The 23,490-nt window shown below is 64.8% G+C and carries 21 protein-coding genes; 15 read left to right on the plus strand and 6 right to left on the minus strand.

Annotation, left to right across the window (positions count from 1 at the left end; translation table 11 throughout):
• The 9 genes from purE to NSO95_RS10445 all read left to right on the plus strand — a co-directional run bounded on the left by purE (position 1) and on the right by NSO95_RS10445 (position 9,246).
• Positions 1-498 (plus strand): 5-(carboxyamino)imidazole ribonucleotide mutase, encoded by a 498-nt coding sequence (purE, locus tag NSO95_RS10405; protein ID WP_257596160.1) that lies wholly within the window; start codon positions 1-3, stop codon positions 496-498.
• Between the two features lie 7 nt (positions 499-505).
• Complete coding sequence (locus NSO95_RS10410; protein WP_257596161.1) at positions 506-1,561, plus strand: 5-(carboxyamino)imidazole ribonucleotide synthase; 1,056 nt, start codon at positions 506-508, stop codon at positions 1,559-1,561.
• Positions 1,558-2,070 carry a dihydrofolate reductase gene (locus NSO95_RS10415; protein WP_257596162.1) on the plus strand — a complete coding sequence of 171 codons (513 nt, stop codon included), beginning with the start codon at positions 1,558-1,560 and terminating at the stop codon, positions 2,068-2,070. The genes NSO95_RS10410 and NSO95_RS10415 overlap by 4 nt, the downstream gene beginning before the upstream one ends.
• Positions 2,067-3,251 (plus strand): dipeptidase, encoded by a 1,185-nt coding sequence (locus tag NSO95_RS10420; RefSeq protein WP_257596163.1) that lies wholly within the window; start codon positions 2,067-2,069, stop codon positions 3,249-3,251. Before NSO95_RS10415 ends, NSO95_RS10420 begins: the two co-directional genes overlap by 4 nt.
• The gene (locus tag NSO95_RS10425) at positions 3,248-4,177 is read left to right on the plus strand and encodes a bifunctional riboflavin kinase/FAD synthetase (RefSeq protein ID WP_257596164.1); all 930 of its coding nucleotides are present in this window, start codon (positions 3,248-3,250) and stop codon (positions 4,175-4,177) included. The genes NSO95_RS10420 and NSO95_RS10425 overlap by 4 nt, the downstream gene beginning before the upstream one ends.
• A gap of 4 nt (positions 4,178-4,181) precedes the next feature.
• The gene (locus NSO95_RS10430; protein WP_257596165.1) at positions 4,182-5,225 is read left to right on the plus strand and encodes a glycerophosphodiester phosphodiesterase family protein; all 1,044 of its coding nucleotides are present in this window, start codon (positions 4,182-4,184) and stop codon (positions 5,223-5,225) included.
• Positions 5,226-5,399: 174 nt separating this feature from the next.
• Positions 5,400-8,303, plus strand: a complete 2,904-nt coding sequence (gene ileS, locus NSO95_RS10435) for an isoleucine--tRNA ligase (protein ID WP_257596166.1) — start codon at positions 5,400-5,402, stop codon at positions 8,301-8,303.
• Positions 8,300-8,836, plus strand: a complete 537-nt coding sequence (lspA, locus tag NSO95_RS10440) for a signal peptidase II (RefSeq protein WP_257596167.1) — start codon at positions 8,300-8,302, stop codon at positions 8,834-8,836. Before ileS ends, lspA begins: the two co-directional genes overlap by 4 nt.
• Positions 8,833-9,246 (plus strand): DUF3035 domain-containing protein, encoded by a 414-nt coding sequence (locus NSO95_RS10445; RefSeq protein ID WP_257596168.1) that lies wholly within the window; start codon positions 8,833-8,835, stop codon positions 9,244-9,246. Before lspA ends, NSO95_RS10445 begins: the two co-directional genes overlap by 4 nt.
• A gap of 29 nt (positions 9,247-9,275) precedes the next feature.
• On the opposite strand, the gene NSO95_RS10450 is transcribed toward NSO95_RS10445, so the two are convergent.
• The gene (locus tag NSO95_RS10450; protein ID WP_257596169.1) at positions 9,276-10,583 is read right to left on the minus strand and encodes a hemolysin family protein; all 1,308 of its coding nucleotides are present in this window, start codon (positions 10,581-10,583) and stop codon (positions 9,276-9,278) included.
• 170 nt (positions 10,584-10,753) lie between these two features.
• Between NSO95_RS10450 and NSO95_RS10455 the strand changes: the two genes are divergently transcribed.
• Entirely contained in the window at positions 10,754-11,446 is a 693-nt protein-coding gene (locus NSO95_RS10455) for a YiaD family glycine zipper/OmpA-like lipoprotein (protein ID WP_257596170.1), read from the plus strand.
• A 63-nt stretch (positions 11,447-11,509) separates the two neighbouring features.
• On the opposite strand, the gene NSO95_RS10460 is transcribed toward NSO95_RS10455, so the two are convergent.
• The gene (locus NSO95_RS10460; RefSeq protein WP_257596171.1) at positions 11,510-12,307 is read right to left on the minus strand and encodes a 3'(2'),5'-bisphosphate nucleotidase CysQ; all 798 of its coding nucleotides are present in this window, start codon (positions 12,305-12,307) and stop codon (positions 11,510-11,512) included.
• A 102-nt stretch (positions 12,308-12,409) separates the two neighbouring features.
• Between NSO95_RS10460 and sucC the strand changes: the two genes are divergently transcribed.
• Together sucC and NSO95_RS10470 are read left to right on the plus strand one after the other, a co-directional pair.
• Positions 12,410-13,609, plus strand: coding sequence for an ADP-forming succinate--CoA ligase subunit beta (sucC, locus tag NSO95_RS10465; protein ID WP_257596172.1), 1,200 nt, complete (start codon positions 12,410-12,412; stop codon positions 13,607-13,609).
• Positions 13,610-13,628: 19 nt separating this feature from the next.
• Positions 13,629-14,048, plus strand: coding sequence for a GFA family protein (locus NSO95_RS10470; RefSeq protein ID WP_436278034.1), 420 nt, complete (start codon positions 13,629-13,631; stop codon positions 14,046-14,048).
• Here NSO95_RS10470 and NSO95_RS10475 read toward each other — a convergent pair.
• Complete coding sequence (locus NSO95_RS10475; RefSeq protein WP_257596173.1) at positions 14,045-14,581, minus strand: DUF6265 family protein; 537 nt, start codon at positions 14,579-14,581, stop codon at positions 14,045-14,047. The two genes, NSO95_RS10470 and NSO95_RS10475, sit on opposite strands and share 4 nt — an antisense overlap.
• Positions 14,582-14,751: 170 nt before the next feature.
• On the opposite strand from NSO95_RS10475, the gene NSO95_RS10480 reads away from it, so the two are divergent.
• From NSO95_RS10480 to NSO95_RS10490, 3 genes are read left to right on the plus strand one after another with little or no spacing between them, the layout of a single operon-like run.
• Positions 14,752-15,504, plus strand: coding sequence for an electron transfer flavoprotein subunit beta/FixA family protein (locus NSO95_RS10480; RefSeq protein WP_257596174.1), 753 nt, complete (start codon positions 14,752-14,754; stop codon positions 15,502-15,504).
• A 34-nt stretch (positions 15,505-15,538) separates the two neighbouring features.
• A complete protein-coding gene (locus tag NSO95_RS10485) occupies positions 15,539-16,468 on the plus strand; it encodes an electron transfer flavoprotein subunit alpha/FixB family protein (protein WP_257596175.1) in 930 nt (309 codons plus the stop codon).
• A gap of 41 nt (positions 16,469-16,509) precedes the next feature.
• Positions 16,510-17,439 (plus strand): energy transducer TonB, encoded by a 930-nt coding sequence (locus NSO95_RS10490; RefSeq protein WP_257596176.1) that lies wholly within the window; start codon positions 16,510-16,512, stop codon positions 17,437-17,439.
• Positions 17,440-17,445: 6 nt separating this feature from the next.
• On the opposite strand, the gene NSO95_RS10495 is transcribed toward NSO95_RS10490, so the two are convergent.
• The 3 genes from NSO95_RS10495 to NSO95_RS10505 form a co-directional block, all read right to left on the minus strand.
• On the minus strand, positions 17,446-18,654 hold the full coding sequence (locus NSO95_RS10495) for a DUF445 domain-containing protein (protein WP_257596325.1): 1,209 nt from the start codon (positions 18,652-18,654) through the stop codon (positions 17,446-17,448).
• Positions 18,655-18,719: 65 nt separating this feature from the next.
• Positions 18,720-22,232 (minus strand): efflux RND transporter permease subunit, encoded by a 3,513-nt coding sequence (locus NSO95_RS10500; RefSeq protein ID WP_257596177.1) that lies wholly within the window; start codon positions 22,230-22,232, stop codon positions 18,720-18,722.
• A gap of 49 nt (positions 22,233-22,281) precedes the next feature.
• Entirely contained in the window at positions 22,282-23,481 is a 1,200-nt protein-coding gene (locus NSO95_RS10505; RefSeq protein WP_257596179.1) for an efflux RND transporter periplasmic adaptor subunit, read from the minus strand.
• Positions 23,482-23,490: the final 9 nt, after the last annotated feature.

Genomic DNA, 23,490 nt, shown 5'->3' on the forward strand with positions numbered 1-23,490 from the left:
ATGGCCGAGGGGGCAAACAAGGCGAAAATCGCCATCGTGATGGGCAGCCAGTCCGACTGGCCGACCATGCGCTGCGCCGCCGAGGTACTGCAAGAGCTCGGCGTGGAGAGCGACGTGCGCATCGTGTCGGCCCACCGCACGCCCGACCGGATGTACGATTTCGCCAGGGGCGCGGAGGCCGAAGGCATCCGGTTGATCATTGCCGGGGCAGGAGGTGCGGCGCACCTGCCGGGCATGCTTTCCGCGTTGACCCATCTCCCGGTGCTCGGTGTACCGGTGCAGTCGAAGGCGCTGAGCGGGCAGGACAGCCTGCTGTCCATCGTCCAGATGCCGGCAGGGATCCCGACCGCGACCTTCGCCATCGGCGAGGCGGGCGCGACCAATGCCGGGCTCTATGCCGCAGCGATCCTCGCGCTGGGCGATCCTGCGCTGACGCAGCGCCTGAAGGACTGGCGCGCGGCGCGGACGGAATCGGTCAGCGAACGGCCCGAAGGATGATCGCAAGATGATCGCACCGGGGGGAACGATCGGCATTCTCGGTGGCGGCCAACTTGGCCGGATGCTGGCGATGGCCGCAGTGCAGCTGGGCTATCGCTGCATCGGCTATGCGCCTCAGGGCGATAATGTCGCGGCAGACGTCTGCGCGGACTTCTTCACCAACAGGTGGGACGATGCGCAGGCGATCGCCGCCTTCGCGCAGCAGTGCGACGTCATCACCTGGGAATTCGAGAACGTGCCGGTTGCACCGCTGCTGCCGATCGCCGAGCGGCTCGCCCCGCACCCGCGCGCGCTGGAGACCGCGCAGGACCGGCTCAATGAAAAGCGCTTCGTCGAGGATCACGGCGGCCAGCCGGCCGCCTATGCCGCGATCGACACCATGAGCGGGCTCTTGGACGCGGTCGACCGGCTTGGCGCGCCGGGCATCCTCAAGACCCGCCGCGACGGCTACGACGGCAAGGGCCAGTGGCGGATCGACAGCGTGCGCGATGCCGAAGGGATGCGCCTACCCGACATGCCGACGATCTATGAAGCCTTTGTCGAGTTCGAGGCGGAGTTCTCGGTCATCCTCGTCCGCGGGCACGACGGCGAAATCCGCTATTGGGATTCGACCCGCAACCTACATGTCGGCGGCATCCTGTCGCAATCGATCTGGCCGACCGGCCCGGTGGTGGAAGCGCAGGTCGCCAAGGCGCGCGAGCTCTCGGCCAAGGTCGCGCAGGCGCTGGGCTATGTCGGGGTGCTGACGCTCGAATTCTTTGCCACGCGCGAGGGCCCGGTGTTCAACGAGATGGCACCGCGGGTGCATAACTCCGGCCACTGGACGATCGAAGGCGCGGCCACCAGCCAGTTCGAGAACCACATCCGCGCCATCTGCGGCCTGCCGCTGGGCGATACCGCAACCATCGCGACCTCGGTCGAGATGACCAACCTCGTCGGCAAGGATGCAGGCGGCGCGCAGCAATGCCTCGGCGATCCGACGGCGCATCTGCATCTCTACGGCAAGGCCAAGGCGCGCGAGGGGCGCAAGATGGGGCATGTGACGCGGGTCGCCTTCGGGTGAGTGGCGAAATCTTCCTGATCTATGCGCGCGCGGCAAACGGCACTATCGGGCGCGACGGTAAACTACCGTGGCATATCCCGGCCGATTTGAAGCGCTTCAAGGCGCTCACACTCGGCAAGTCGATGATCATGGGCCGCAAGACCTTCGAAAGCCTGCCGGGGCTGTTGCCGGGGCGGCGGCACATCGTGCTGACCCGGCGGCACGACTGGCATCCCGAAGGGGCGGATATCGCACGTTCGGGCAACGAAGCACTGGCGTTGGCTGCGGCACACGATCCGGAAGCCGAAGTGGCGATCATCGGCGGTGCAGCAGTCTACGATGTGTATCGCCCGCTGGCGCAGCGCATCGAAGTAACCGAGGTCCATGCCGGGTATGACGGCGACACTTTCATGCCGCCGCTCGGCGCGGAATGGGAATCGGTCGCGCGCGAAGACTTTCCGGCGGACGGCGGCCTGCCCGCCTACAGCTTCGTCACCTTTCGCCGCCACGACCCGGAGACCGCGCAATGATCCGCAAGTTCGCCCTCGGCATGCTCGCCCTGCTGATCCTCGGCGCGGGAGTCTTCTTCCTCTTCGCCCCGCGCTGGGCGGAGGAGTCGATGAACCAGATCGATGGCGAGCCGCTGATCGCAGTGTCCGACGAGGCGCGCGCGCTGCACAAGACGCTGACCATCGTCGACCTGCATTCGGATACGCTGCTGTGGGACCGCGACCTGAACGACCGCGCCACCCGCGGCCAGATGGACCTGCCGCGCTTGCAGGACGGCAATGTCGCGCTGCAGGTGTTCTCCAGCGTGACCAAAACGCCGAAGGACCAGAACTACGACGCCAACGGGGCGGACAGCGACAACATCACCCTGCTGGTGATCGGCCAGCTCCAGCCGCTCCGGACCTGGAGCAGCCTGCTCGAGCGCGCGCTCTACCATGCGGAAAAGCTCGAGCGCGCGGCAAGAGACTCGAACGGAGCGCTCGCTCTGGTCCGCCAGCCGCAGGATATCGGGGCACTGATCGACCGCCGCCGCGCCGATCGCGCCGCCACCGGCGCGCTGTTCAGCGCCGAGGGGCTGCAAAGCCTCGAAGGCGATCTCGACAATCTCGATGTGCTCTACAAGGCGGGCATGCGGATGGCGGGGCTGACGCATTTCTTCGACAACGATCTCGCCGGATCGATGCACGGGCTCGAAAAGGGCGGGCTGACCGACAAGGGCCGGGCCGCGATCCGGCGGATGGAAGACATGGGGATGGTGGTCGATATCGCGCATTGCAGCCACGCCTGCGTTGTCGATATTCTCGCCATGGCGCGCCGCCCGGTGGTCTCCAGCCACGGCGGGGTGCAGGCGACCTGCAAGGTCAACCGCAACCTGACCGACGCAGAGATTCGCGGGGTCGCCAAAACCGGCGGGATCATCGGCGTCGGCTACTGGGAGGGCGCGGTGTGCAGCACCTCGCCCCGCGCCACCGCGAAAGCGATGAGGCATATCCGCGATCTGGTCGGCATCGAGCATGTGGCCCTGGGCAGCGATTACGACGGCGCGGTGACCGTGCGCTTCGACACCAGCGAGCTCACCCAGGTGACGCAAGCGCTGATCGACGAAGGTTTCAGCGAGGAAGAAATTCGCGCCGCAATGGGCGGCAATGCAGTGCGCGTGCTGACCGAAGGTCTCAAGCCGTTGAAAAGTGCCGCGCGATGAGGTGGCTCGATCATCGCGATCCCATGCCCGACAGCTTGCGCGGCGCGGTGGTCGCATTGGGCAATTTCGACGGCTTCCACAAAGGGCACCAGGCGGTAGCGGGCGAAGCAATCCGCTGGGCGCGCGAGGAAGGGCGGCCGAGCGTAGTCGCGACCTTCGACCCGCATCCGGTGGGCTTCTTCCAGCCCGATGTCCCGCCGTTTCGCCTGACCACGCTCGAACAGCGGCACGAACTCTATCTTGCCGCCGGGGCGACCGCGATGCTGGTGTTCCACTTCGACGCCGAGCTTGCCGGTACGAGCGCGGAGGATTTCGTCGGCACGCTTCTGGCGGAGCATCTCGGCGTGGCGGGGGTGGTGACCGGAGAGGATTTCACCTTCGGCAAGGCGCGCGGCGGCAACGTGAATGTGTTGCGCGAAGTCGGCGCGAAGCACGGGATCGAGGCTCGGGTCATCGGTCCGGTAGGGGACGGGGGCGAAGTGGTCTCCTCCAGCCGCATCCGTGACGCCTTGCGCGCAGGCGATCCGCAAGAGGCGGCACGGCTGCTCACCCGCCCCTTCGCGATTCGCGGCATCGTCGAGCATGGCGACAAGCGTGGGCGCGAAATCGGCTATCCCACCGCCAATCTGTCGATCGAGGGCTATCTGCGCCCACGCTACGGCATCTACGCCGTCACCGGGCGCATCCTCGCCACCGGCGAAGTACTGCAGGGCGCGGCGAACATCGGCATCCGGCCCCAGTTCGAACCGCCCAAAGAATTGCTCGAACCCTATTTCTTCGATTTTTCGGGCGACCTATACGGGCAGGAAATCGAAGTCGCATTCCACCATTTCCTGCGCCCCGAAGCCCGGTTCGATTCGCTCGACGCGCTAATGGGGCAGATGGACAAGGACTGCGCGGAAGCGAAGCGATTGCTGGGGGGCTGATCGAATGAAGACATGGGGCCTGCGCATCGGCTTTGCCCTAGCCGTGGCATTCCTTGCGCTGACGGTGGTCAACGCCAGCTGGCTCGCGCCGGTGCCGCAGGGGAGCGCCAAGCTGATCGCGCATCGCGGGGCGGGCGCGGTGGCGATCCCTGGCGACAGCGAGTGCTCGGCCACGCGGATCGAACCGCCCTATCACGACCATATCGAGAATACCTCTGCGGGCATTCGCCGCGCGATCGGGATGGGCTCGAAAATGGCCGAGGTGGATGTAGCCGCGACGCGGGATGGGCGGATCGCGATCTTCCGCGATGCCCGGCTCGATTGCCGCACCGATGGCAAAGGTCCGGTGCGCGAGAAGACCATGGCCGAGCTGAAAGCGCTCGACGTCGGCTACGGCTACACCGCAGACGGCGGCAAGACCTATCCGCTGCGCGGGCTCGGCCGGGGCTTGATGCCCGACCTCGTCGAGCTGGTGCCGCAGCTGCCGATCTACACTGAGCTGGTCTATCACTTCCGCTCGGACAACCCGCGCGAGGCGACCGCGCTGATCGCCGCACTCGAAGCATCGGGCCGCGACGTAGAGGGCGAAGGCGATGCCTTCTACGGCCCGCCCGCCCCGGTGGCGGAGATGGCGAAGCGCTATCCCAAGGCGTGGACCTGGACGCAGGCCAGCGCCGAACAGTGCAGTTCGGACTATGTGCTCTACGGCTGGACCGGGATCTTCCCCGCAAGCTGCGAGAACGGGACGATGATCGTCCCGCTCGACCAGCAGTGGAAGTACTGGGGCTTCCCCAACCGCCTGATCGCGCGGATGGAGGCGCATGGCGGGCGGATCATCGTGGTGGGGCCGGGCGAAGGCGACGGCGGGATGCCCGGGCTGACCCTGCCCGAGCAGCTCGGCGAGATCCCCTCCAGCTTCAACGGCTATGTCTGGGTGGACGACGCCTGGACCATCGCGCCGTCCTACAAGCCGCTGCTCGACAAGCGCACCGAGCGCGAGCGCGAAGCCGCCGCCGATGCGATCAGCCGCCGGCGGGAGCGGGATTAGGGTCCGGCCCTTACCGTCACCCCGGACCTGATCCGGGGTCCCGCTTCTTGCGACCGACCACAGCAGCTCAAAGGCGAGCGGGACCCCGGCTCGATGGCCGCGGTGACGAGGAGAGGTGGAGCAAGCGACGAAACGCTTTATCGCGGCGCGCAATTCGGTTAGCGGCCACCACCTATGTCCGAGCAGCGCGATTACAGAGACACGGTCTTCCTGCCAAAGACCGACTTCCCCATGAAAGCCGGCCTTCCGCAGAAGGAACCGGGCATTCTGGCGCGCTGGCAGGAGATCGGGCTGTACGACAAACTGCGCGAGGAGCGCGCCGGGCGCGAAAAGTTCATCCTCCATGACGGCCCGCCCTACGCCAATGGCGACATGCATATCGGCCACGCGCTGAACCGCATCCTCAAGGACATGGTGGTGCGCAGCCAGACGCTGCTCGGCAAGGACGCGCCCTTCGTGCCCGGGTGGGACTGCCACGGCCTGCCGATCGAATGGAAGGTCGAGGAACAGTACCGCAAGGCAAAGCGCGACAAGAAGGAAGTCCCGCCGAAGGAATTCCGCGCCGAATGCCGCGCCTATGCGCAGGGCTGGGTCGATGTGCAGCGCGGGCAGCTCAAGCGCCTCGGCCTGATGGCGGATTTCGATCATCCCTATCTGACGATGCAGTTCGAAAGCGAAGCCACGATCGTTTCCGAACTGATGAAGTTCGTCGAAGCGGGCAATCTCTATCGCGGGTCGAAGCCGGTGATGTGGAGCCCGGTCGAGGAAACCGCGCTGGCCGAAGCCGAGGTCGAATACGAGGACATCGTCTCGACCCAGATCGACGTGGCGTTCGAGATCGTCGAGTGCCCGAACGTGCCGGAACTGGTCGGCGCGCACGCGGTGATCTGGACGACGACGCCGTGGACAATCCCGGTGAACCAGGCGATCGCCTATGGGCCGGAAGTCGAGTATCAGATCTTCACCTTCCCGCTCGATCGGCGCAAGTATCTGATCGCGCGTCCGTTGATGGATGCCTGCCTCGAACGCCTGCAAATGGTGAATATCTTTCCCTCGGAAGGTTCGGCAGAGGCTTTTCGCAGAGCACGCGGCACGGTGATCAAAGGCTCCGACCTCGCCGGCACCGTTGCCCGTCACCCGATGCACCATCTCGGTGGGTTCTACGCCGCGCCGCGCCCGTTCCTGCCGGGCGATTTCGTCACCACCGACAGCGGCACCGGCCTCGTCCATATGGCGCCCGATCATGGCGAGGACGATTTCGAGCTGTGCAAGGCCAACGGGCTGGAGCCGGTCTTCGCGGTGATGGACGACGGGCGCTATCGCGACGACTGGCCGTGGCTCGGCGGGAATGACGAGCGCCGCCGCAGCGTGATCAACAAGCCGTTCAACGCGCCCGAAGGCCCGATCTGTTCGGACCTGCGCGAAGCGGGTGCGCTGCTCGCCGCGAGCGACGATTACCAGCATTCCTACCCGCATTCCTGGCGCTCAAAGGCCAAGGTGATCTTCCGCTGCACCCCGCAGTGGTTCGTGCCGATGGACCGCCCGCTCGATGTCGGCGATTTCGACGTTGCGGTGCCCGAAGGCTTCGGCGCGGCGATCGCGCTGTTCACTTCGAAGGACCATTCGACCCTGCGCGAGATCGCCCTGCGCGAGATCGACCGGGTCGAATTCTTCCCGCCCAAGGGCCAGAACCGGCTGCGCTCGATGGTCGAGGGGCGGCCCGACTGGGTGCTCAGCCGCCAGCGCGCCTGGGGCGTGCCGATCACGCTGTTCGTGCGTCCCGACGGTTCCTATCTGCAAGACCCGGCGGTCAACGCCCGCGTCGTCGCAGCCATCGCCAAGGAAGGCGTCGATGCGTGGGACGAGAGCCGCAAGGCCGAGTTTCTCGGCCTCGATCATGATCCCGCCGACTACGAGATGGTCACCGACATTCTCGACGTGTGGTTCGATTCGGGCTGCACCCATGCCTTCACGCTCGAAGGCGACCGCTGGCCCGATCAGCGCTGGCCCGCCGATCTCTACCTCGAAGGGAGCGACCAGCATCGCGGCTGGTTCCAGTCGAGTCTGCTCGAAAGCAGCGCCACCCGCGGCCGCGCGCCCTATGACGCGGTGCTGACCCACGGCTTCACCATGGATGCCAGGGGCAAGAAGATGTCGAAATCGCTCGGCAACACGATCGATCCACTGAAGGTGATGCAGGAATACGGCGCGGACATCATCCGCCTGTGGGCTTTATCGGTCGATTTCACCGAAGATCACCGGATCGGCGACGAAATCCTCAAGGGCGTCGGCGACCAGTACCGAAAGCTGCGCAACACCTTCCGCTACATGCTCGGCGCGCTCGACGGCTATGTCGGCGACCTGTCAGACACGACCGAAATCCCCGAGCTGGAGCTCTACGTCCTCTCGCTGCTGGCCGATCTCGATGCGAAGATGCGCCAGGCAGTGGAGGAGTACGATTACAACACCTACACCCGGCTGCTGGTCGATTTCTGCAACGAGGACCTCAGCGCCTTCTTCTTCGATATCCGCAAGGACCGGCTGTATTGCGACGGCGCCGACGATCCGCAGCGCAACGCCTACCGCGCGGTGCTCGACATCCTGTTCCACGCGCTGGTGCGTTATGCCGCACCGGTGCTGGTGTTCACCGCAGAAGAGGTGTGGCAGACGCGCTATCCCGAGGATGGCGAACAGGGCGGCAGCGTCCATTTGCTCGACTGGCCGAGCATCCCGCAGGTCGGGGTGGACACCGAACGCTGGGCGCAGCTGCGCACCTTGCGCGACAGGGTGATGGAGGCGATCGAGCCGCTGCGGCGTGACAAGACCATCCGCTCGGGGCTGGAGGCCGATGTGGTGGTGCCTGCTGCGCTCGTGCCCGACGGCTTCACCGATGCGCAGCTCGCCGAGCTGTTCATCACCGCGTCAGTCACCCGCGGCGATAGCGACGCGGTGACCGTGACGCGCACCACCGACCACAAATGCGGCCGTTGCTGGCGGCTGCTGCCCGAAGTGACGGAAGACGGCGCGCTGTGCGCGCGGTGCGAGGACGTGGTCACCCAGATGGATGCTGCGACATGAGCCTGTTGACCAAGCCCCGCCTGATCGGCCTCGCGCTCGCCGCGCTGGTGTTTGCCGTGGACCAATGGGTCAAAAAGATCGTCGATGTCGATCTCGCTATGCGGCTCGGCCAGACGATCGACCTGCTGCCGTTTTTCGACCTCACCCGGGTGCACAATTACGGCGTGTCGATGGGCATGTTCACTGCCACCAGCCCGGAAATGCGCTGGGGCCTGGTGCTCGTCACCGCGCTGATCGCGCTGGTGGTGACCGTGTGGATCCTGCGCGAGAAGGCGCTTGGCGATATCGCCGGGCTCGGGTTGATCCTCGGCGGCGCGCTGGGCAATATCCTCGACCGGGTGCAATATGGCTATGTCCTCGACTATGCCGATTTCCATATCGGCGAATTCCGCCCGTTCCTGATTTTCAACATCGCCGACGCCGCTATCACCATCGGTGTCCTCATCATCCTTGCCCGCGCGCTGTTCATCCGCGATAAGCGCGAGGACGCAGAAACCGACCCGGCCCAGGCCGCCCCGGAGAGCACGACATGACACTTTCGACCAAACTGATCCTGATCGCCGGCGGCAGCGCCCTGCTGGCAGCCTGCGGCAGCGGCGGCGGCATCCTCGGCCGCGAACGTCCGGACGAGATGGCCGTGCAACGCCAGGCCCCGCTGGTGGTGCCGCCCGATTTCAACCTCGTGCCCCCCTCGCCCGGTGCGCCGCGCCCGGCCGAAGGCACCGCCAGCGAGCAGGCGCTCGATGCCCTGTTCGGCGGCCCCGCGCCGCGCAGCTCGGTCGAAACCAGCGCACTCGACCGGGCCGGCACCGCCGCGCCGGGCATCCGCAGCTCGATCGGCGATCCGCAGACCAACACCGTTGCGAAAGGTCGCGTGACGCGCGACATCGTTGCCGCACCCGAAGGCGACGGACAGTTCGCGACGGCGGTGATCCCCGGCTGACCGGACTTCGCTAACCTACAGCTTGTCGGTCACGCCTTTTCGGCGGTGACCTTCGACACCAGCAGCTTGTCGATCTTGCGCCCGTCCATGTCGACGACCTCGAATCGCCAGCCCTGCTCGGTGAAGCTCTCGCCTTCCCTCGGCAGCTTCTTGAGCACCGACAGCGCGTAGCCCGCGACGGTCGCGAATTCGCGTTCCCCGCCATAATCGAGCCCGAGCCGCTCGGCGAGCTCCTCGGCCGACATCCAGCCGGCAACCAGCATGCTGCCGTCGGCGCGCTCGGTGACCGGCGGCTCGTCGCCTTCATCGCGGTCGCTCTCGAAATGGCCGACCAGCGCGGTGAGCAAATCGACCGGTGTGATTATGCCGTCGAGATGCCCGTATTCGTCATGCACCATCGCCATCGCGACTTCGGACTGCTGTAGCACGCGCAGCGCATCCATCGCGTCGAGCTGGTCGGGCACCACCTCGGCGCGCTTCATCAGCCGCCGCAGCGAAACCGGCTTGCCCGCCACCATCAGCGCGAGCACTTCGCGCACCTTGACCACCCCGACGATGCGGTCGGTCGAGCCGATCCCCACCGGCAGCAGCGAATGCGGGCTCTGCTCGATCGCCTGCCGGATCGCATCCTCGTCCGCGGTCAATTCGACCCAATCGATCTCGGTGCGCGGCGTCATCACCTCGCGCACCGTGCGTTCGGCGAGGCGAACAACGCCGGCGAGGATCTGGCTCTGGTCGGCCTCGATCACCCCGTGGCGGCTCGCCTCGGCGAAGATCATGTGCAGCTCTTCGGCGGTGACGCTCGACTGGCCTGCCGGGCGCACGCCGAGCAGGCGAATCAGCAGGCCCGAGGAGGTGTCGAGCAGCCACACCAGCGGCGCGCCTACCCGGGCCAGCAAGGCTAGCGGGCGCGCCATCACCAGCGCGATAGGCTCCGCAGCGCGCAAAGCGACCTGCTTTGGCACCAACTCGCCCACCACCAAATTGAAGTAAGTCACCAGCGCGATCACCAGCGCGAAGCCTGCTTCTTCCGCATATCGCGCAGGCAGCCCAAGCGCCACCAGCCTTTCGCCCACCGGGCCGCCCAGGCTTGCCCCCGAATAGGCCCCCGCGATGATCCCGATCAGCGTTATCCCGATCTGCACGGTCGAGAGGAACTTGCCGGGGTTGGAGGCAAGCGAGATCGCGGTCGATGCGCCCTTACTGCCCTGATCGGCGGCATTTTGCAGCTGCGATGTGCGTGCGGAGACGATCGCGAGCTCGGACATCGCGAAGACACCATTGAGCACGATCAATCCGGCGATGATGAACAGGTCGGTATATGGAAAGGGGGTCACGGCTGAAGCGCTAGCACAAATGTTCGCGGCTGCCAGCCCGCTGCTGCATGGACCGCGACAATCCGTTCAGGAACGAGATGGCCTTGTCGAGCGTATGGAGGTAGCAGCACGTGGGGGATGACATATCCTCTCCGATTGTGCTGCCCGAATTTCCAATGGGGAGAACCCGAATGAAAAATATGAAGATCTATCTGGCATCGGTCGCAGCGGCTTCGCTGGTTACGGCAGGCTGCGTCACCGATCCCAACACCGGCGAACGCAAGGTTTCGCGCACAGCGGCGGGTGCCGTGCTCGGCGGCACGCTGGGCTATCTCCTCGGCGACCTGGTGGGCGGCAAGACCGCTCGCATTATCGGCGCAGGCATCGGCGGCTCTGCCGGTGCGGTTATCGGTGATCAGTTCGACGACCAGATCCGCGAGCTCGACGAAACCACCGCCGGTACCGGGGTGGATGTCGAAGAAATCGGCGATCAGGATGCAATCCTTGTCCGCCTGCCCGACGGGGTAACCTTCGCGACCGGATCGGCCACCATCAATCCGGGCTTCCGTGCAACGCTCGACGCGGTCGCGGACAGCCTTGTGCGCTATCCCAACAGCCTGATCGATGTGTACGGCTTCACCGACACGACCGGCTCAGATGCGCTCAACCAGCGCCTTTCGGAACAACGGGCCGAAGCGGTCGCTGCCTACCTCGCCAGCCGCGGCGTTTCGCGCTCGCGTATCGCGACGCAAGGCTTCGGTGAGCGTTACGACTATCTGCGCGTAAAGACGGGCGACAACATCTCGGAGCCGCTCAACCGCCGCGTCGAGATCAAGATCACTCCGATCTCGCAGGCCGACGTGAACGCCGCGCGCGGTATGTAGTCTTTCCCGCTCTGGGTATCGATTGGAAAGGGCGGCCCCCGCAAGGGTCGCCCTTTTCGCGTGCTAGCCGGCTCGCCCGTCCGGCGCGGCAAGGGCCTGGGCGCGTTCAGCGAGGTGCTCGACCGCTGCGAGGTGAATCGCAGGCGAACTGACCAGCAACCCGAAGGCGCGCGGGTCGCGCTTGTTGAAGGCCAGGTTCTGCCCGAAGGCATCAGTTGTCGCGGCTCCGGCCTCGCGTGCGATCAGCGCCGCCGCACCGATATCCCATTCGTAGCCCCAGCGCAGCGTCGCGACGAGATCGGCCTCGTCCGCGGCCACCATCGCGACCCTGAGCGCGATCGAATTGGGCTTTTCCACCGCCACAAGCATCGAATCGACCTTGGCCAGCCCGTCGGCCGGAACCCGCGCCCCTGCAAACTCGTTTCGGGACGAAGCCTTCAACCGTTCGCCATTGCGCCACGCGCCCTGCCCCGCAACCGCCGACCAGTGCTCGCCGCGTCCCGGTGCATCGAGCACCCCGATCAGTGGGCGGCCTTCGCTGATCAGCGCGACCGACACCGCCCAGCCGCTGCGTCCGCGCAGGAAATCGCGCGTCCCGTCGATCGGGTCCACCAGCCAGATCAGACCGCGATCGAGCCTGTCCGGCGCGTCGGCGGTTTCTTCCGACAGCCAGCCGGCCGACGGGAGCAGCGCGCCGAGTTCGCGCCGCAGGAAGCGATCGACCTCGAGGTCGGCGTCGCACACCGGGCTGCCCGGTTCCTTTTCCCAGCTTCTGACCGTGCCGCCTGCCCCCGGCCACACCGCATGCGCCATCCGGCCTGCTTCGCGGACGATGGATTCGAGGGCTGCGCGGTCGATCATGCGCAAACAGCCCTGCGCAGGGACACAGCACTTTTCAAGCCGGGGAATCCATGCTTATGCCCCGCGCAGATTTCCCCACGCATTCGCAACAACGGATTTGCCATGAACATCCACGAATACCAGGCCAAGGAACTGCTCGCGAAATACGGCATCGGCATCCCTGCCGGTCACGCTGCGCTGACGGTCGAAGAAGCGATCGCAGGCGCGAAGCAGCTCCCCGGGCCGCTCTATGTCGTGAAGGCCCAGATCCATGCCGGCGGGCGCGGCAAGGGCAAGTTCAAGGAATTGGGCGAAGAAGCCAAGGGCGGCGTTCGCCTGGCCAAGAGCATCGAGGAAGTCGAAGCCAACGCGCGCGAGATGCTCGGCAACACTCTGGTGACCATCCAGACCGGCGACGCGGGCAAGCAGGTCAACCGGCTCTACATCACCGACGGGGTCGATATCGCCAAGGAATACTACCTCTCGCTGCTGGTGGACCGCGCCACCGGCCGCGTCGCTTTCGTCGTCTCGACCGAAGGCGGGATGGATATCGAGGCTGTCGCGCATGACACGCCCGAGAAGATCACCACCTTCACCATCGATCCGGCGCAGGGCTTCCAGCCGCACCACGGCCGCGCGGTCGCCTTCGCATTGAAGCTCAAGGGCGATCTCAACAAGCAGGCACAGGTGCTGGCGAAGCAGCTTTACGACGCCTTCATGGCGACCGACTGCTCGATGCTCGAGATCAACCCGCTGGTCGAAAGCGAGGACGGCAAACTCTTGGTCCTCGACGCCAAGATGAGCTTCGATTCGAACGCGCTCTATCGCCACAAGGACATCGAGGCGCTGCGCGACGAGACCGAGGAAGATCCGGCCGAAGTGGAAGCGAGCGAATACGACCTCGCCTACATCAAGCTCGACGGCAATATCGGCTGCATGGTCAATGGCGCGGGCCTGGCGATGGCGACGATGGACATCATCAAATTGAATGGCGCCTTCCCCGCCAACTTCCTTGACGTGGGCGGCGGCGCCACCACTGAAAAGGTCACCGCAGCGTTCAAGATCATCCTCAAGGATCCGGCGGTCGAAGGCATTCTGGTCAACATCTTCGGCGGGATCATGAAGTGCGACGTGATCGCCAACGGCATCATTCAGGCGGCCAAGGACGTGAACCTGTCGGTGCCGCTGGTGGTCCGGCTCGAAGGCACCAATGTCAACGAAGGCAAGGCGATTCTCGACAATTCGGGCCTCGCCATCGTCAGCGCCGACGACCTGGGCGATGCCGCACGCAAGATCGTGGCCGAGGTGAAGAAAGCAGCGTGACCGCTGGTCAGGCCCGGGCTTGAGTCTCGAACCGCCGATAGCGGGAAGCTGTTTGTGCGGGCAGGTCAGCTATAGCTGCTCCAAAGCGCCGGTGTGGTCGGTCAACTGCCACTGCCGCTCGTGCCAGAAGCTGAGCGGGGCTCCATTTGTGTCCGCGTTCTCTGTTCCGGCAGGAAGCGTGGAGATCTCCGGCGCACTGGTTCGCTTCCAGCGGCAGTCTGATGCCGGCCATGTGGTGACAACTTCGCATTGCGCCCGATGTGGCAGCCGCGTCCACGCACAGTCGGCGGGGGCCGCGCACCTGTTGAATTTCTTTGCGACCACCCTTGCTAATCCGGATGACTTCAGGCCCATCTCCAATGTCTACCTGAGCGAGGCGGCCAGCTGGATCGAATCGCCCAAGGCGCGTTTCAACTTCCAGCGTATGCCCGAGGCTTAGCCAGCGGGCGCGGCCCTGCGGAACCGGAACACGAGTTCCTGCGGCTCGGGATTGTCGCTCCTCATTCGCACCGCGACCACCATGCCGCCTGCCGGACCCGCGTCCTTGTCTGCGCAGCGATAGGTCAGCGCGTGGAAATAGAGCGCGCAGGGTTCCACCGCGAGCAGGCGGAAGGTGACCATGCCGTCCTTGTCCTCCCACCCGGTCATGTCCGGATTGAAGTGCTTGAGCTTGACCACCAGGCTGCCGTCCTGCTCCATCAGATACATATGCTCGGTGAACATTATCCCGCCCTCGGCGGTCTCCTGAACGAAGGTGCCGACCATCGTATCGCCCGATGGGATCAGCCAGCTCTCGTGGGCCTCGGCATCACCGATCCCCGTTCCGCTCCATTGGCCGACCAGCCACGCGGCGTCGCCGACCGCAGCGGGAGGCGATTCGAAGCCTGCCTCGCCCACGCGGGTTTCCTGCGCTGCTGCCGGAATGGCGGCAAGCAATGCGCCGAACGCGAAAACGACCGGGAATAACCGCATCCCATCCTCCCTCTCGCCAACGGTTGTAGCGCGCCCGTGCAAAATCTCCTAGCGATGTGCAGGCAGGCGCGGCGGCGCGCCCATGGCAGAGTCGGTCGGCGGACCAGCTTGACGTTTACGTAAACCCAATCTAGGCCTGCGCCGCACAGTTTCGAGAGGAAGGATATCCCATGAAGATCCTCGTCCCCGTCAAGCGGGTGATCGACTACAACGTCAAGCCGCGGGTCAAGGCGGATGGTTCGGGTGTCGACCTGGCCAACGTCAAGATGAGCATGAACCCGTTCGACGAGATCGCAGTCGAAGAAGCAATCCGCATCCGTGAAGCGGGCAAGGCGGAAGAGATCGTGGTCGTCTCGGTCGGACCTACCAAGGCACAGGAAACGCTGCGCACCGCGCTCGCGATGGGCGCGGACCGCGCGATCCTCGTGCAGGTCGAGGACGATGTCGATGTCGAACCGCTGGCGGTGGCCAAGATCCTGAAAGCCATCGCCGAGCAGGAGAACCCCGGGATCGTCATGCTCGGCAAGCAGTCGATTTCGGATGACAGCAACCAGACGGGCCAGATGCTCGCCGCACTGATGGGCCGCCCGCAAGGGACCTTCGCCAACACCGTCGAGGTGGACGGCGATTCGGTGACCGTGAAGCGCGAGATCGACGGCGGGCTCGAGACAGTGAAGCTGTCGCTTCCGGCGATCGTCACCACCGATTTGCGCCTCAACGAGCCGCGCTATGCCTCGCTGCCCAACATCATGAAGGCGAAGCAGAAGCCGCTCGAGAACAAGACCCCGGCCGATTACGGGGTCGATATCGCGCCGCGCCTGAAGACTTTGAAGGTCGCCGAACCGCCGGTTCGCAGCGCCGGGATCAAGGTCGCCGACGTCGACGAGCTGGTCGCCAAGATCAAGGCGCTCGGCATCGCCTGAGCCTCACCCACGCAAGATTAGGGACACAAGAACCATGAAAACCCTTGTTCTGGTCGAACATGACAATGCGTCGGTGAAGGATGCGACGCTTTCCGCCGTGACCGCCGCTGCCAAGCTGGGCGAAGTCCACCTGCTGGTCGCAGGGTCAGGCTGCGCCGGCGTAGCCGATGCAGCGGCGAAGATCGCGGGTGTCGGCAAGGTCCATCTCGCCGACGATGCTGCCTATGCTCACCAGCTAGCCGAAAATGTCGCTCCGCTTGCGGCGCAGCTGATGGCGGATCACGACGCCTTCGTCTGCCCCGCCACCACCACCGGCAAGAACATCGCCCCGTGTGTCGCCGCGCTGCTCGATGTGATGCAGATCTCGGAAATCATGAGCGTCGAGGGCGAGAGAACCTTCACCCGCCCGATCTACGCCGGCAACGCCATCGCCACCGTCGAAAGCTCGGATGCCAAGCTGGTCATTACCGTGCGCGGGACAGCGTTCGAGAAGGCGGCGACCGAAGGCGGATCGGGCATGGTCGAAGCCGTTTCCGGCGCAGGCGATTCCGGCCTGTCGAGCTTCGTCGGCTCGGAAATCGCCAAGAGCGAGCGCCCCGAACTGACCAGCGCCAAGGTGATCGTCTCAGGCGGCCGGGCGCTGAAGGACAGCGCAACTTTCGAGGAAGTGATCATCCCGCTGGCCGACAAGCTCGGTGCAGGCGTGGGCGCGAGCCGCGCGGCGGTCGATGCGGGCTATGTCCCCAACGATTACCAGGTCGGCCAGACCGGCAAGATCGTCGCGCCGGAAGTCTATATCGCGATCGGCATCTCCGGCGCGATCCAGCATCTGGCGGGGATGAAGGATTCCAAGACAATCATCGCCATCAACAAGGACGAAGACGCCCCGATCTTCCAGGTCGCGGATATCGGCCTGGTCGGCGATCTGTTCAAGATCGTGCCGGAGCTGACCGGGAAGCTTTGAACTCTTGTAACGAAACGGTTTTAGTTGGATAATCCGTTTCGATGGAACCGGTTTTGGTCAAATTGAAGGCGGCGGTGCTTTTCGGTACCGCCGCCCTTGCCTTGTCAGCTCCGGCCTCGGTCGAGGCCAAGATTGTGCGGCTAGCACCCTCTGGACCGTGGAGCATGAACTACGCAGACGACAGCTGTCGTCTGTCTCGCTTGTTCGGTGAGGGCGAAGAGCGGGTTGCGTTCTATATTGAGCGCTACGGACCTGGCGACCGGTTCCATATGGTGGTGGCTGGAGAAGCGCTCGGCAAATCCCCTCGACCAGAGACGCGTGTGCAATTCGGGGCGCAGGATGCCGGCTACGACTACGTGCCATCATTGGGCGAACTTGTCGAATATAGTCCTGCGTTGATCTTCACCGCTGCGTATCCCTCGGCCCAAAGAGCTGAAACCGGCTTTGCCAGAAAATCAGGTAAGGAAAAGTATGAAGATTTCATCGATCCGAGGATATTCGCGCACGATGTTACTGACCAACAGCTAGCTGCCATCGAATGGGTGGCATTTGAGCGAACGGGGGGTCATCGGGTCGAGCTCGAAATGCCGCAATTCGGGCAAGCGATGAAATCGATGCAAACTTGCACGGAAGAACTCGTCTCGCACTGGAACATTGATGTAGAGGCTCATCGCAGTCTCACGAAATTGCCCGCACCTGAAAATAGCCCCGGAGGTTGGATCAGGTCGAGCGACTATCCACGCGAGCTTTTGTACGGCGGATATCAGGGGATAGTGCAGTTTCGGCTCAGCGTAGATACTACGGGCAAGGCCACTGCGTGCCACATCCAGAATTCCACCCGGCCTGAAGGCTTTGACAAAATTGTGTGCGAAAAGATCATGAAGCGGGCCAGATTCGAGCCTGCACTCGACAAAGATGGCAGACCAATCGCCTCGTTCTATCGCAATACGGTTCGCTTCCTCATTCCCTAACCATAATCACAACCACCCATCCACCGCGTGGATCGTTACGCCGACCAATCCGCCCACCAGTGTTCCGTTGATGCGGATGAATTGCAGATCGCGGCCGACCGCGCCCTCGACCCGGTCGGTGATCGTGCGGGCGTCCCAGCGCTTGACCGTTTCCGATACCAGCTGGACGATCTGGTCGCCGTAGCGGCTCGCGATGCCGACCGCAGTGCGGCGGGCGAAGCGGTTGACCTGGGCCTGCAACCGCACATCGCGCTTTAGTGCTTCGCCCAGTTCGGCGAGGCTGGTGCGCAATTCGCCGCCGAGCGCGCTTTCGGGGTCGCGGGCGCGGCGGATCAGTGATTGGCGGATCCGTTCCCACACCCCCATCCACCATTCGGCAAGCGCAGGATCCTCCAGCATCTGCCGTTTGAGCGTCTCGACGCGTTCGCGCGTTGCAGGATCGTTCTGCAGATCGCGCGCGAGCGTCTCCATCCCCTCTTCCACCTTGTGCCGCAGCGGGTGGTCGGGATCGACCAGCACCTCCGCCAGCAGGCGGTAGAGACCGTCGAGGACCGAGTTCGAGATGCGTTCGTCGAGCCCGGTCCAGCGCAGGACGCTGTTGGCGCGCGACTTGATGATCTCGCGCACGGTTTCCTCGTTGTCTTCCAGCGTCAGCCCGGTCCAGCGGATGATCCCGTCCATCAGCGGCAGGTGCTTGCCATCGGCGATTGCCCCCTCCAGCATCCGCCCGAGCAAGGGCGCGACATCGAGCTTGGCCAGCTGGACCTTGAGGCCCGCACGCACCTGCGTACCGAGACGCGCGGGATCGAGCGATTCGAGCACTTCGGCGATCAGTTCCGCCGCACCGCCGGTGATGCGCGAGCGGGTCTCTCCCTGCGGTGCGACGAGGAAATCGCCCGCCGCCCCGGCGATGTTCATGCCCCGCATGCGCCGCGCGACCACCGTGGGGATGAGGAAATTCTCACGCAGGAACTGCGCCATCGTCTCGGCAATCCGGTCCTTGTTCTCCGGAATGATCGCGGTGTGCGGGATCGGGATGCCGAGCGGGTGGCGGAACAGGGCGGTAACCGCAAACCAGTCCGCCAGCCCGCCGACCATTGCGGCCTCCGCAAAGGCATGCACGTAGCCCCAGGCCGGATGCTGATCGAGCACCTGCTTGGTGGCGACGAACAGCGCCGCCATCGCAACCAGCATGATGGTCGCGGTCCAGCGCATCCGCCGCGCACGGTCGGGAGGGAGTCGGTTGCCGGTCACTGCCGGGGCCGCAGTCTTCGCGCCGGTCACTCCGCCGGATGGCCGTCCGGCGGAATGCGCGTTGCGGGGACCGGACCGGGGCTCTGAGGAACCGGTTCGGGCACCGGCGGCGCCGACTTGCCATCGTCCCCTGGGCGATAGGTGAGGAAACGCTGCCGCATCCACGGGCCCATGCGCTTCTCGAGGCTGTCGGCCAGGCTGAACCCGGCGGGCACGATCAGCAGGGTGAGCACAGTCGACAGGATCAGCCCGCCGATCACCACCGTGCCCATCGGCGCGCGCCACGCGCCGTCGCCCGAAAGCGACAGGGCGGTGGGCACCATGCCGGCAGTCATCGCGACCGTGGTCATAACGATCGGCTGCGCGCGCTTGTGGCCGGCATCCATGATCGCCTCGAACTTCTCCTTGCCTTCCGCCATCGCCTCGATCGCGAAGTCGATCAGCAGGATCGAGTTCTTCGACACGATGCCGAGCAGCAACAGCACCCCGATGAGGACCGGGAAGGACAGCGGCTGGCCGAACATGAAGACGAGGAATATCCCGCCCAGTGGTGCCAGCAGCAGCGAGCACATGTTGACGATCGGGCTCATCAGCCGCTTGTAGAGCAGCACCAGAGTCGCAAACACGAGCAGGATTCCGGAGATCAGCGCGATCTGGAAGTTGGTCAGCAGTTCGGCCTGCAATTCATCTTCGCCAACCGCATCGCGGATCACGCCCTGCGGCAAATTCGCGAGCGTGGGCAGGGCATCGACTTCCGCCGTCGCATTGCCGCGCAGCACACCTTCGGCCAGATCGGCACCGATAAACACCCGGCGGTTCTGGTTGTAGCGCTGGATCGACGTCGGCCCTGAGCCGAACGAGATATCGGCCACCCGTCCGAGCGGCACCGAGGCGCCGTTGGCGGTCGGCACAGGCAGGTTGGCAATGGTCTCGATATCGCGCCGCGAGCTCTTGGGCAGCTTGACCGCGATCGGGATCTGGCGATCCGATAGCGAGAACTTGGCCGCGCTCTGTTCGGTTTCTCCGATGGTTGCGATCCGGATCGCCTGGCTGAGCGATGCGGTGGTAACGCCCAGATCGGCCGCGAGGTCGGGACGCGGGCGGACGATGATCTCGGGGCGCGGAATATCGGCGGTGATTCGCGGCGCGACGATCGATTCGACGCCTTTCATTTCCTCGACCAGCTTGGACGCGGTCGCGTTAAGCAGCTCGGGGTTCGAACCCGCCAGCATGATCGTCAGATCGCGGCCGCTGCCCGGCCCCCCGGGACCACCCTGCGACTGGAAGCGAACCCGCGCGTCGGGGAACTTGGCCAGTTCGGGGGCAAGCGCACGCTCGAACTCGAACGACTTGCGGGCGCGATCGGCCTTGAGCGTGATGTAGATCGTTGCATTGGCCTCGCGCACCCGGGTCAGCGCGCGTTCGACTTCGGGCTGCTCGTGCATCAGGTCGGCAACGGCGTCGGCGGTCTTCTCCGCGGTTTCGAGCGTCGTACCAGGGACGAATTCGATCTCGATCCGGCTGTTGTCTTCGTCGGTCTCCGGTTGAAACTGGAACGGCGTGTTGCCGAACAGCAGGATGGTGAGCAGGAACGAGAAGTAGCCGAGGCAGATCATCCACACGCGATGGTCGAGGAAACGCGCCTCGAGGTAGCGCCAGGCATCACGCACGCGAGTTCCGAACACCCTTGCCATCAAGCCGAGTATCTTCACGAACGCCAAGCCTGCGAGGAAGCCGAGCAGCATCACGAACAGGAGCTGGATTAGCTCCAGCGGTCGATCGACCAGAATCCACCAACCGGATTCGCGCTGCGTGACGACCGAATCGGCAACCTTCTTGGGCAGCTCGAGGGCCGACAGCGCGCTGTATCCGTTCATCACCACCGCGCCGGAAAGCACGACGAGCACGATCAGCAATAGAATCAGAAACGGAACATAGAGGTAGCGGCGACGGATATTCGGCAGGCCGCTGCGCACACGCTTCATTTTCGAATCGTCGAGCGACCATTCGAGCACCCGCATATAACGGTCCATCCACGGGCCTTCGCCGTGCTCCGCGTGCCCCTTGGCCTTGAGGAAATAGGCCGCCATCATCGGGGTGATCGCGCGCGCGACGGCAAGGCTCATCAGCACAGCAGCGACCACGGTGAGGCCGAAGTTCTTGAAGAACTGGCCGGTGATGCCGGGCATCAGCCCGACCGGCAGGAACACCGCAACGATACAGAACGAGGTCGCCACCACCGCGAGGCCGATCTCGTCCGCCGCGTCGATCGAGGCCTGATAGGCGCTCTTGCCCATCCGCATATGCCGGACGATATTCTCGATCTCGACGATCGCATCGTCGACCAGCACCCCGGCCACCAGCCCAAGCGCGAGCAGCGACATCTGGTTGAGGTTGAACCCGAGCAGATCCATGAACCAGAAGGTCGGGATGGCGGACAGCGGGATGGCGATTGCGGAGATCACCGTCGCGCGCCAGTCACGCAGGAAGAAGAACACCACCACGACCGCGAGGATCGCCCCTTCGATCATGGCCGCGATCGAGCTCTCGTACTGGTCCTCGGTGTATTTGACCGTGTTGAACAGCGGGATGAAACGGACGCCCGGATTTTCCGCCTCGATCTCGGCAATCACTTCCTTGGCCGCATCGTAGACCGTTACATCGGAGGCCCCGCGCGCGCGCGAGATCCCGAAGTTGACCACTTCGCGATCGCGCAGCTTGCTGATCGAAGTCCGCTCGGAATAGCCATCGCGCACCGTCGCGATGTCGCTCAGCCGGATCGACTCCCCGTTGCCAAGCCGGATCTGGCGTTGTGCGAGCTCGAGCGCGGTTTCGGTCCCCCCGAGAACACGGACCGATTGCTTGGTCCCGCCGACCTCGGTCGCACCGCCACCGGCATCGAGATTGTCCTGCCGGATGACCGCGTTGATCTGTCCAGCCGTTACGCCGAGCGCCTGCATCCGCGAGGGATCGAGCAGCACTTCGATCTCGCGGTCCACCCCGGCGAAACGGTTGACCTGCGCCATGCCTTCGACCGAGAGTAGCTGCTTGGCGACGGTGTCGTCGATGAACCAGCTGAGCTGCTCGATCGTCATGTCGTCGGCTTCGACCGCGAAAATGCCGAGGAAGCCGCCGGAAATCTCGGCCTTGCTGATGCGCGGCTCGAGAATGCCGTCGGGCAGGCTGCCGCGCACCGAATCGACCGCGTTCTTCACCTCGGACACCGCCGCGTTGACGTCGGTGCCGACCTGGAATTCGACGAAGGTGTTCGATGCGCCTTCGCTGGCGGTCGAGGAAATGGTGCGCACGCCCTCCAGCGAGCGGACTCCGGACTCGACCCGCTGGGTGATCTGGTTTTCGATCTCAGTCGGAGCTGCGCCTGGCTGGATGATCGAAACGCTGACGCCCGGAAATTCGATATCCGGGTTGTTCACCACATCCATCCGCGCAAAGCTGAGCAGCCCGGCAAACAGGAGCGCGGTGAAGAACACCAGCGGAATGACCGGATTCCTGATCGACCAGGCGGAAATATTGCGCACTATCTACTCCAGCATGGACATGCGGAACCGAGGCAAGGCCGGACTCCGCTTACAAATCGTCGCTCTTCTCGACCTGAGGCTTGACGGTCTCGCCCGGATTCAGGAAGCCGCCCGCGCGAATCACTATGCGCTCCTTGCCGGTCAGCCCCTTGGTCACAATAATCCCGCCAGGAACCGCCGAGCCCAGCGTGATGTTACGCCGGACGACTTTGTTGTCCTTGTCGACCACATAGACATAGCTGCCCGTGTCGTCCGAAAGAACGGCGGATTCGGGCAGGCGCGGCGCGACCAGCGTTCCGCTCTTGATGGTTGCCGTGGCAAAACCGCCGGGGCGCAAACCGGGCGCATAAGACAGGGCGATGCGCGCCGTTCCCTGGCGGCTGTTAGGATCGATCGTGGGCGCGAGCTGCCACACCTGACCGATGAATTCCTTCGTCGTCCCGGCGGGGACCACGACCGCCTCGACCCCGGTCGCCAGCTGGGCCAGATCGTCCTCGCCAAGCCGCGCCTCGAGCTCCATCTCGCCGCCCTGGGCGATGCGGAACAGCGGTGGCGAGCCAGCGCTGACAATCTGGCCAAGTTCGACGTTGCGTTCAAGCACATAGCCCGAGGCCGGGGCGATCACGTTGAGGCGGGCGTTGCGCGCTCGCAGCTCGCCGACCTGCGCCTGCGCGACCCGCACCCGGGCGGTGGCCGCATCGCGCGTGGCGGTGAGACGATCGACATCGGCCTGGGAGATAAAACCGCGCTCGACCAGCTTCAATGCCCGGTCGAGGTTTGCCTGCGCGAGTTGAGCATCGGCGCGTGCGACATCGACCTGTGCGGTAGAACTCAGGACCTGCTGGTTCTGCACCGAGCGGTCGATCACGACGAGGACCTGGCCCGCACGCACCCAGTCGCCTGCGTCGACTGGAACCGACACGACCCGGCCACCTTCGCCGGCCACCCCGACGGGCAGTTCACGCCGCGCAGCCAGCGTGCCGGTGGCAGTGATCTCTCCGGCGATTGTCGAGACACCGGGCGTGATTACGGAAACCACCGGGGCCTGCTGATCGCGATCGCCAGCCGGCGTCGTCGTCGCACCACTGCGTTGCGAGTAAGCCCAGTACCCGCCGCCAATCACCAGCGCGAGCAGGATGGCAAGGATGATAAACAGCCGGCGCTTGCCCTTCGAGGAGGATTCGCCATCGTACTTCACCGAATCGAAGGTTTCGCCCGATTCCGCCCGTACGGTTGTTTCGTAATTCATTGCCTACCT

The organism is Parerythrobacter lacustris (genome assembly GCF_024626475.1).
Classification (GTDB): domain Bacteria; phylum Pseudomonadota; class Alphaproteobacteria; order Sphingomonadales; family Sphingomonadaceae; genus Parerythrobacter_A; species Parerythrobacter_A lacustris.

Excerpts from the sequence above, each read along its gene's own strand:
- purE (WP_257596160.1), top strand. The coding sequence starts at position 1 with ATGGCCGAGGGGGCAAACAAGGCGAAAATCGCCATCGTGATGGGCAGC.
- NSO95_RS10410 (WP_257596161.1), top strand. The coding sequence starts at position 506 with ATGATCGCACCGGGGGGAACGATCGGCATTCTCGGTGGCGGCCAACTT.
- NSO95_RS10420 (WP_257596163.1), top strand. The coding sequence starts at position 2,067 with ATGATCCGCAAGTTCGCCCTCGGCATGCTCGCCCTGCTGATCCTCGGC.
- NSO95_RS10425 (WP_257596164.1), top strand. The coding sequence starts at position 3,248 with ATGAGGTGGCTCGATCATCGCGATCCCATGCCCGACAGCTTGCGCGGC.
- NSO95_RS10430 (WP_257596165.1), top strand. The coding sequence starts at position 4,182 with ATGAAGACATGGGGCCTGCGCATCGGCTTTGCCCTAGCCGTGGCATTC.
- ileS (WP_257596166.1), top strand. The coding sequence starts at position 5,400 with ATGTCCGAGCAGCGCGATTACAGAGACACGGTCTTCCTGCCAAAGACC.
- lspA (WP_257596167.1), top strand. The coding sequence starts at position 8,300 with ATGAGCCTGTTGACCAAGCCCCGCCTGATCGGCCTCGCGCTCGCCGCG.
- NSO95_RS10445 (WP_257596168.1), top strand. The coding sequence starts at position 8,833 with ATGACACTTTCGACCAAACTGATCCTGATCGCCGGCGGCAGCGCCCTG.
- NSO95_RS10455 (WP_257596170.1), top strand. The coding sequence starts at position 10,754 with ATGAAAAATATGAAGATCTATCTGGCATCGGTCGCAGCGGCTTCGCTG.
- NSO95_RS10460 (WP_257596171.1), bottom strand. The coding sequence starts at position 12,307 with ATGATCGACCGCGCAGCCCTCGAATCCATCGTCCGCGAAGCAGGCCGG.
- sucC (WP_257596172.1), top strand. The coding sequence starts at position 12,410 with ATGAACATCCACGAATACCAGGCCAAGGAACTGCTCGCGAAATACGGC.
- NSO95_RS10475 (WP_257596173.1), bottom strand. The coding sequence starts at position 14,581 with ATGCGGTTATTCCCGGTCGTTTTCGCGTTCGGCGCATTGCTTGCCGCC.
- NSO95_RS10480 (WP_257596174.1), top strand. The coding sequence starts at position 14,752 with ATGAAGATCCTCGTCCCCGTCAAGCGGGTGATCGACTACAACGTCAAG.
- NSO95_RS10485 (WP_257596175.1), top strand. The coding sequence starts at position 15,539 with ATGAAAACCCTTGTTCTGGTCGAACATGACAATGCGTCGGTGAAGGAT.
- NSO95_RS10490 (WP_257596176.1), top strand. The coding sequence starts at position 16,510 with ATGGAACCGGTTTTGGTCAAATTGAAGGCGGCGGTGCTTTTCGGTACC.
- NSO95_RS10495 (WP_257596325.1), bottom strand. The coding sequence starts at position 18,654 with ATGCGCTGGACCGCGACCATCATGCTGGTTGCGATGGCGGCGCTGTTC.
- NSO95_RS10505 (WP_257596179.1), bottom strand. The coding sequence starts at position 23,481 with ATGAATTACGAAACAACCGTACGGGCGGAATCGGGCGAAACCTTCGAT.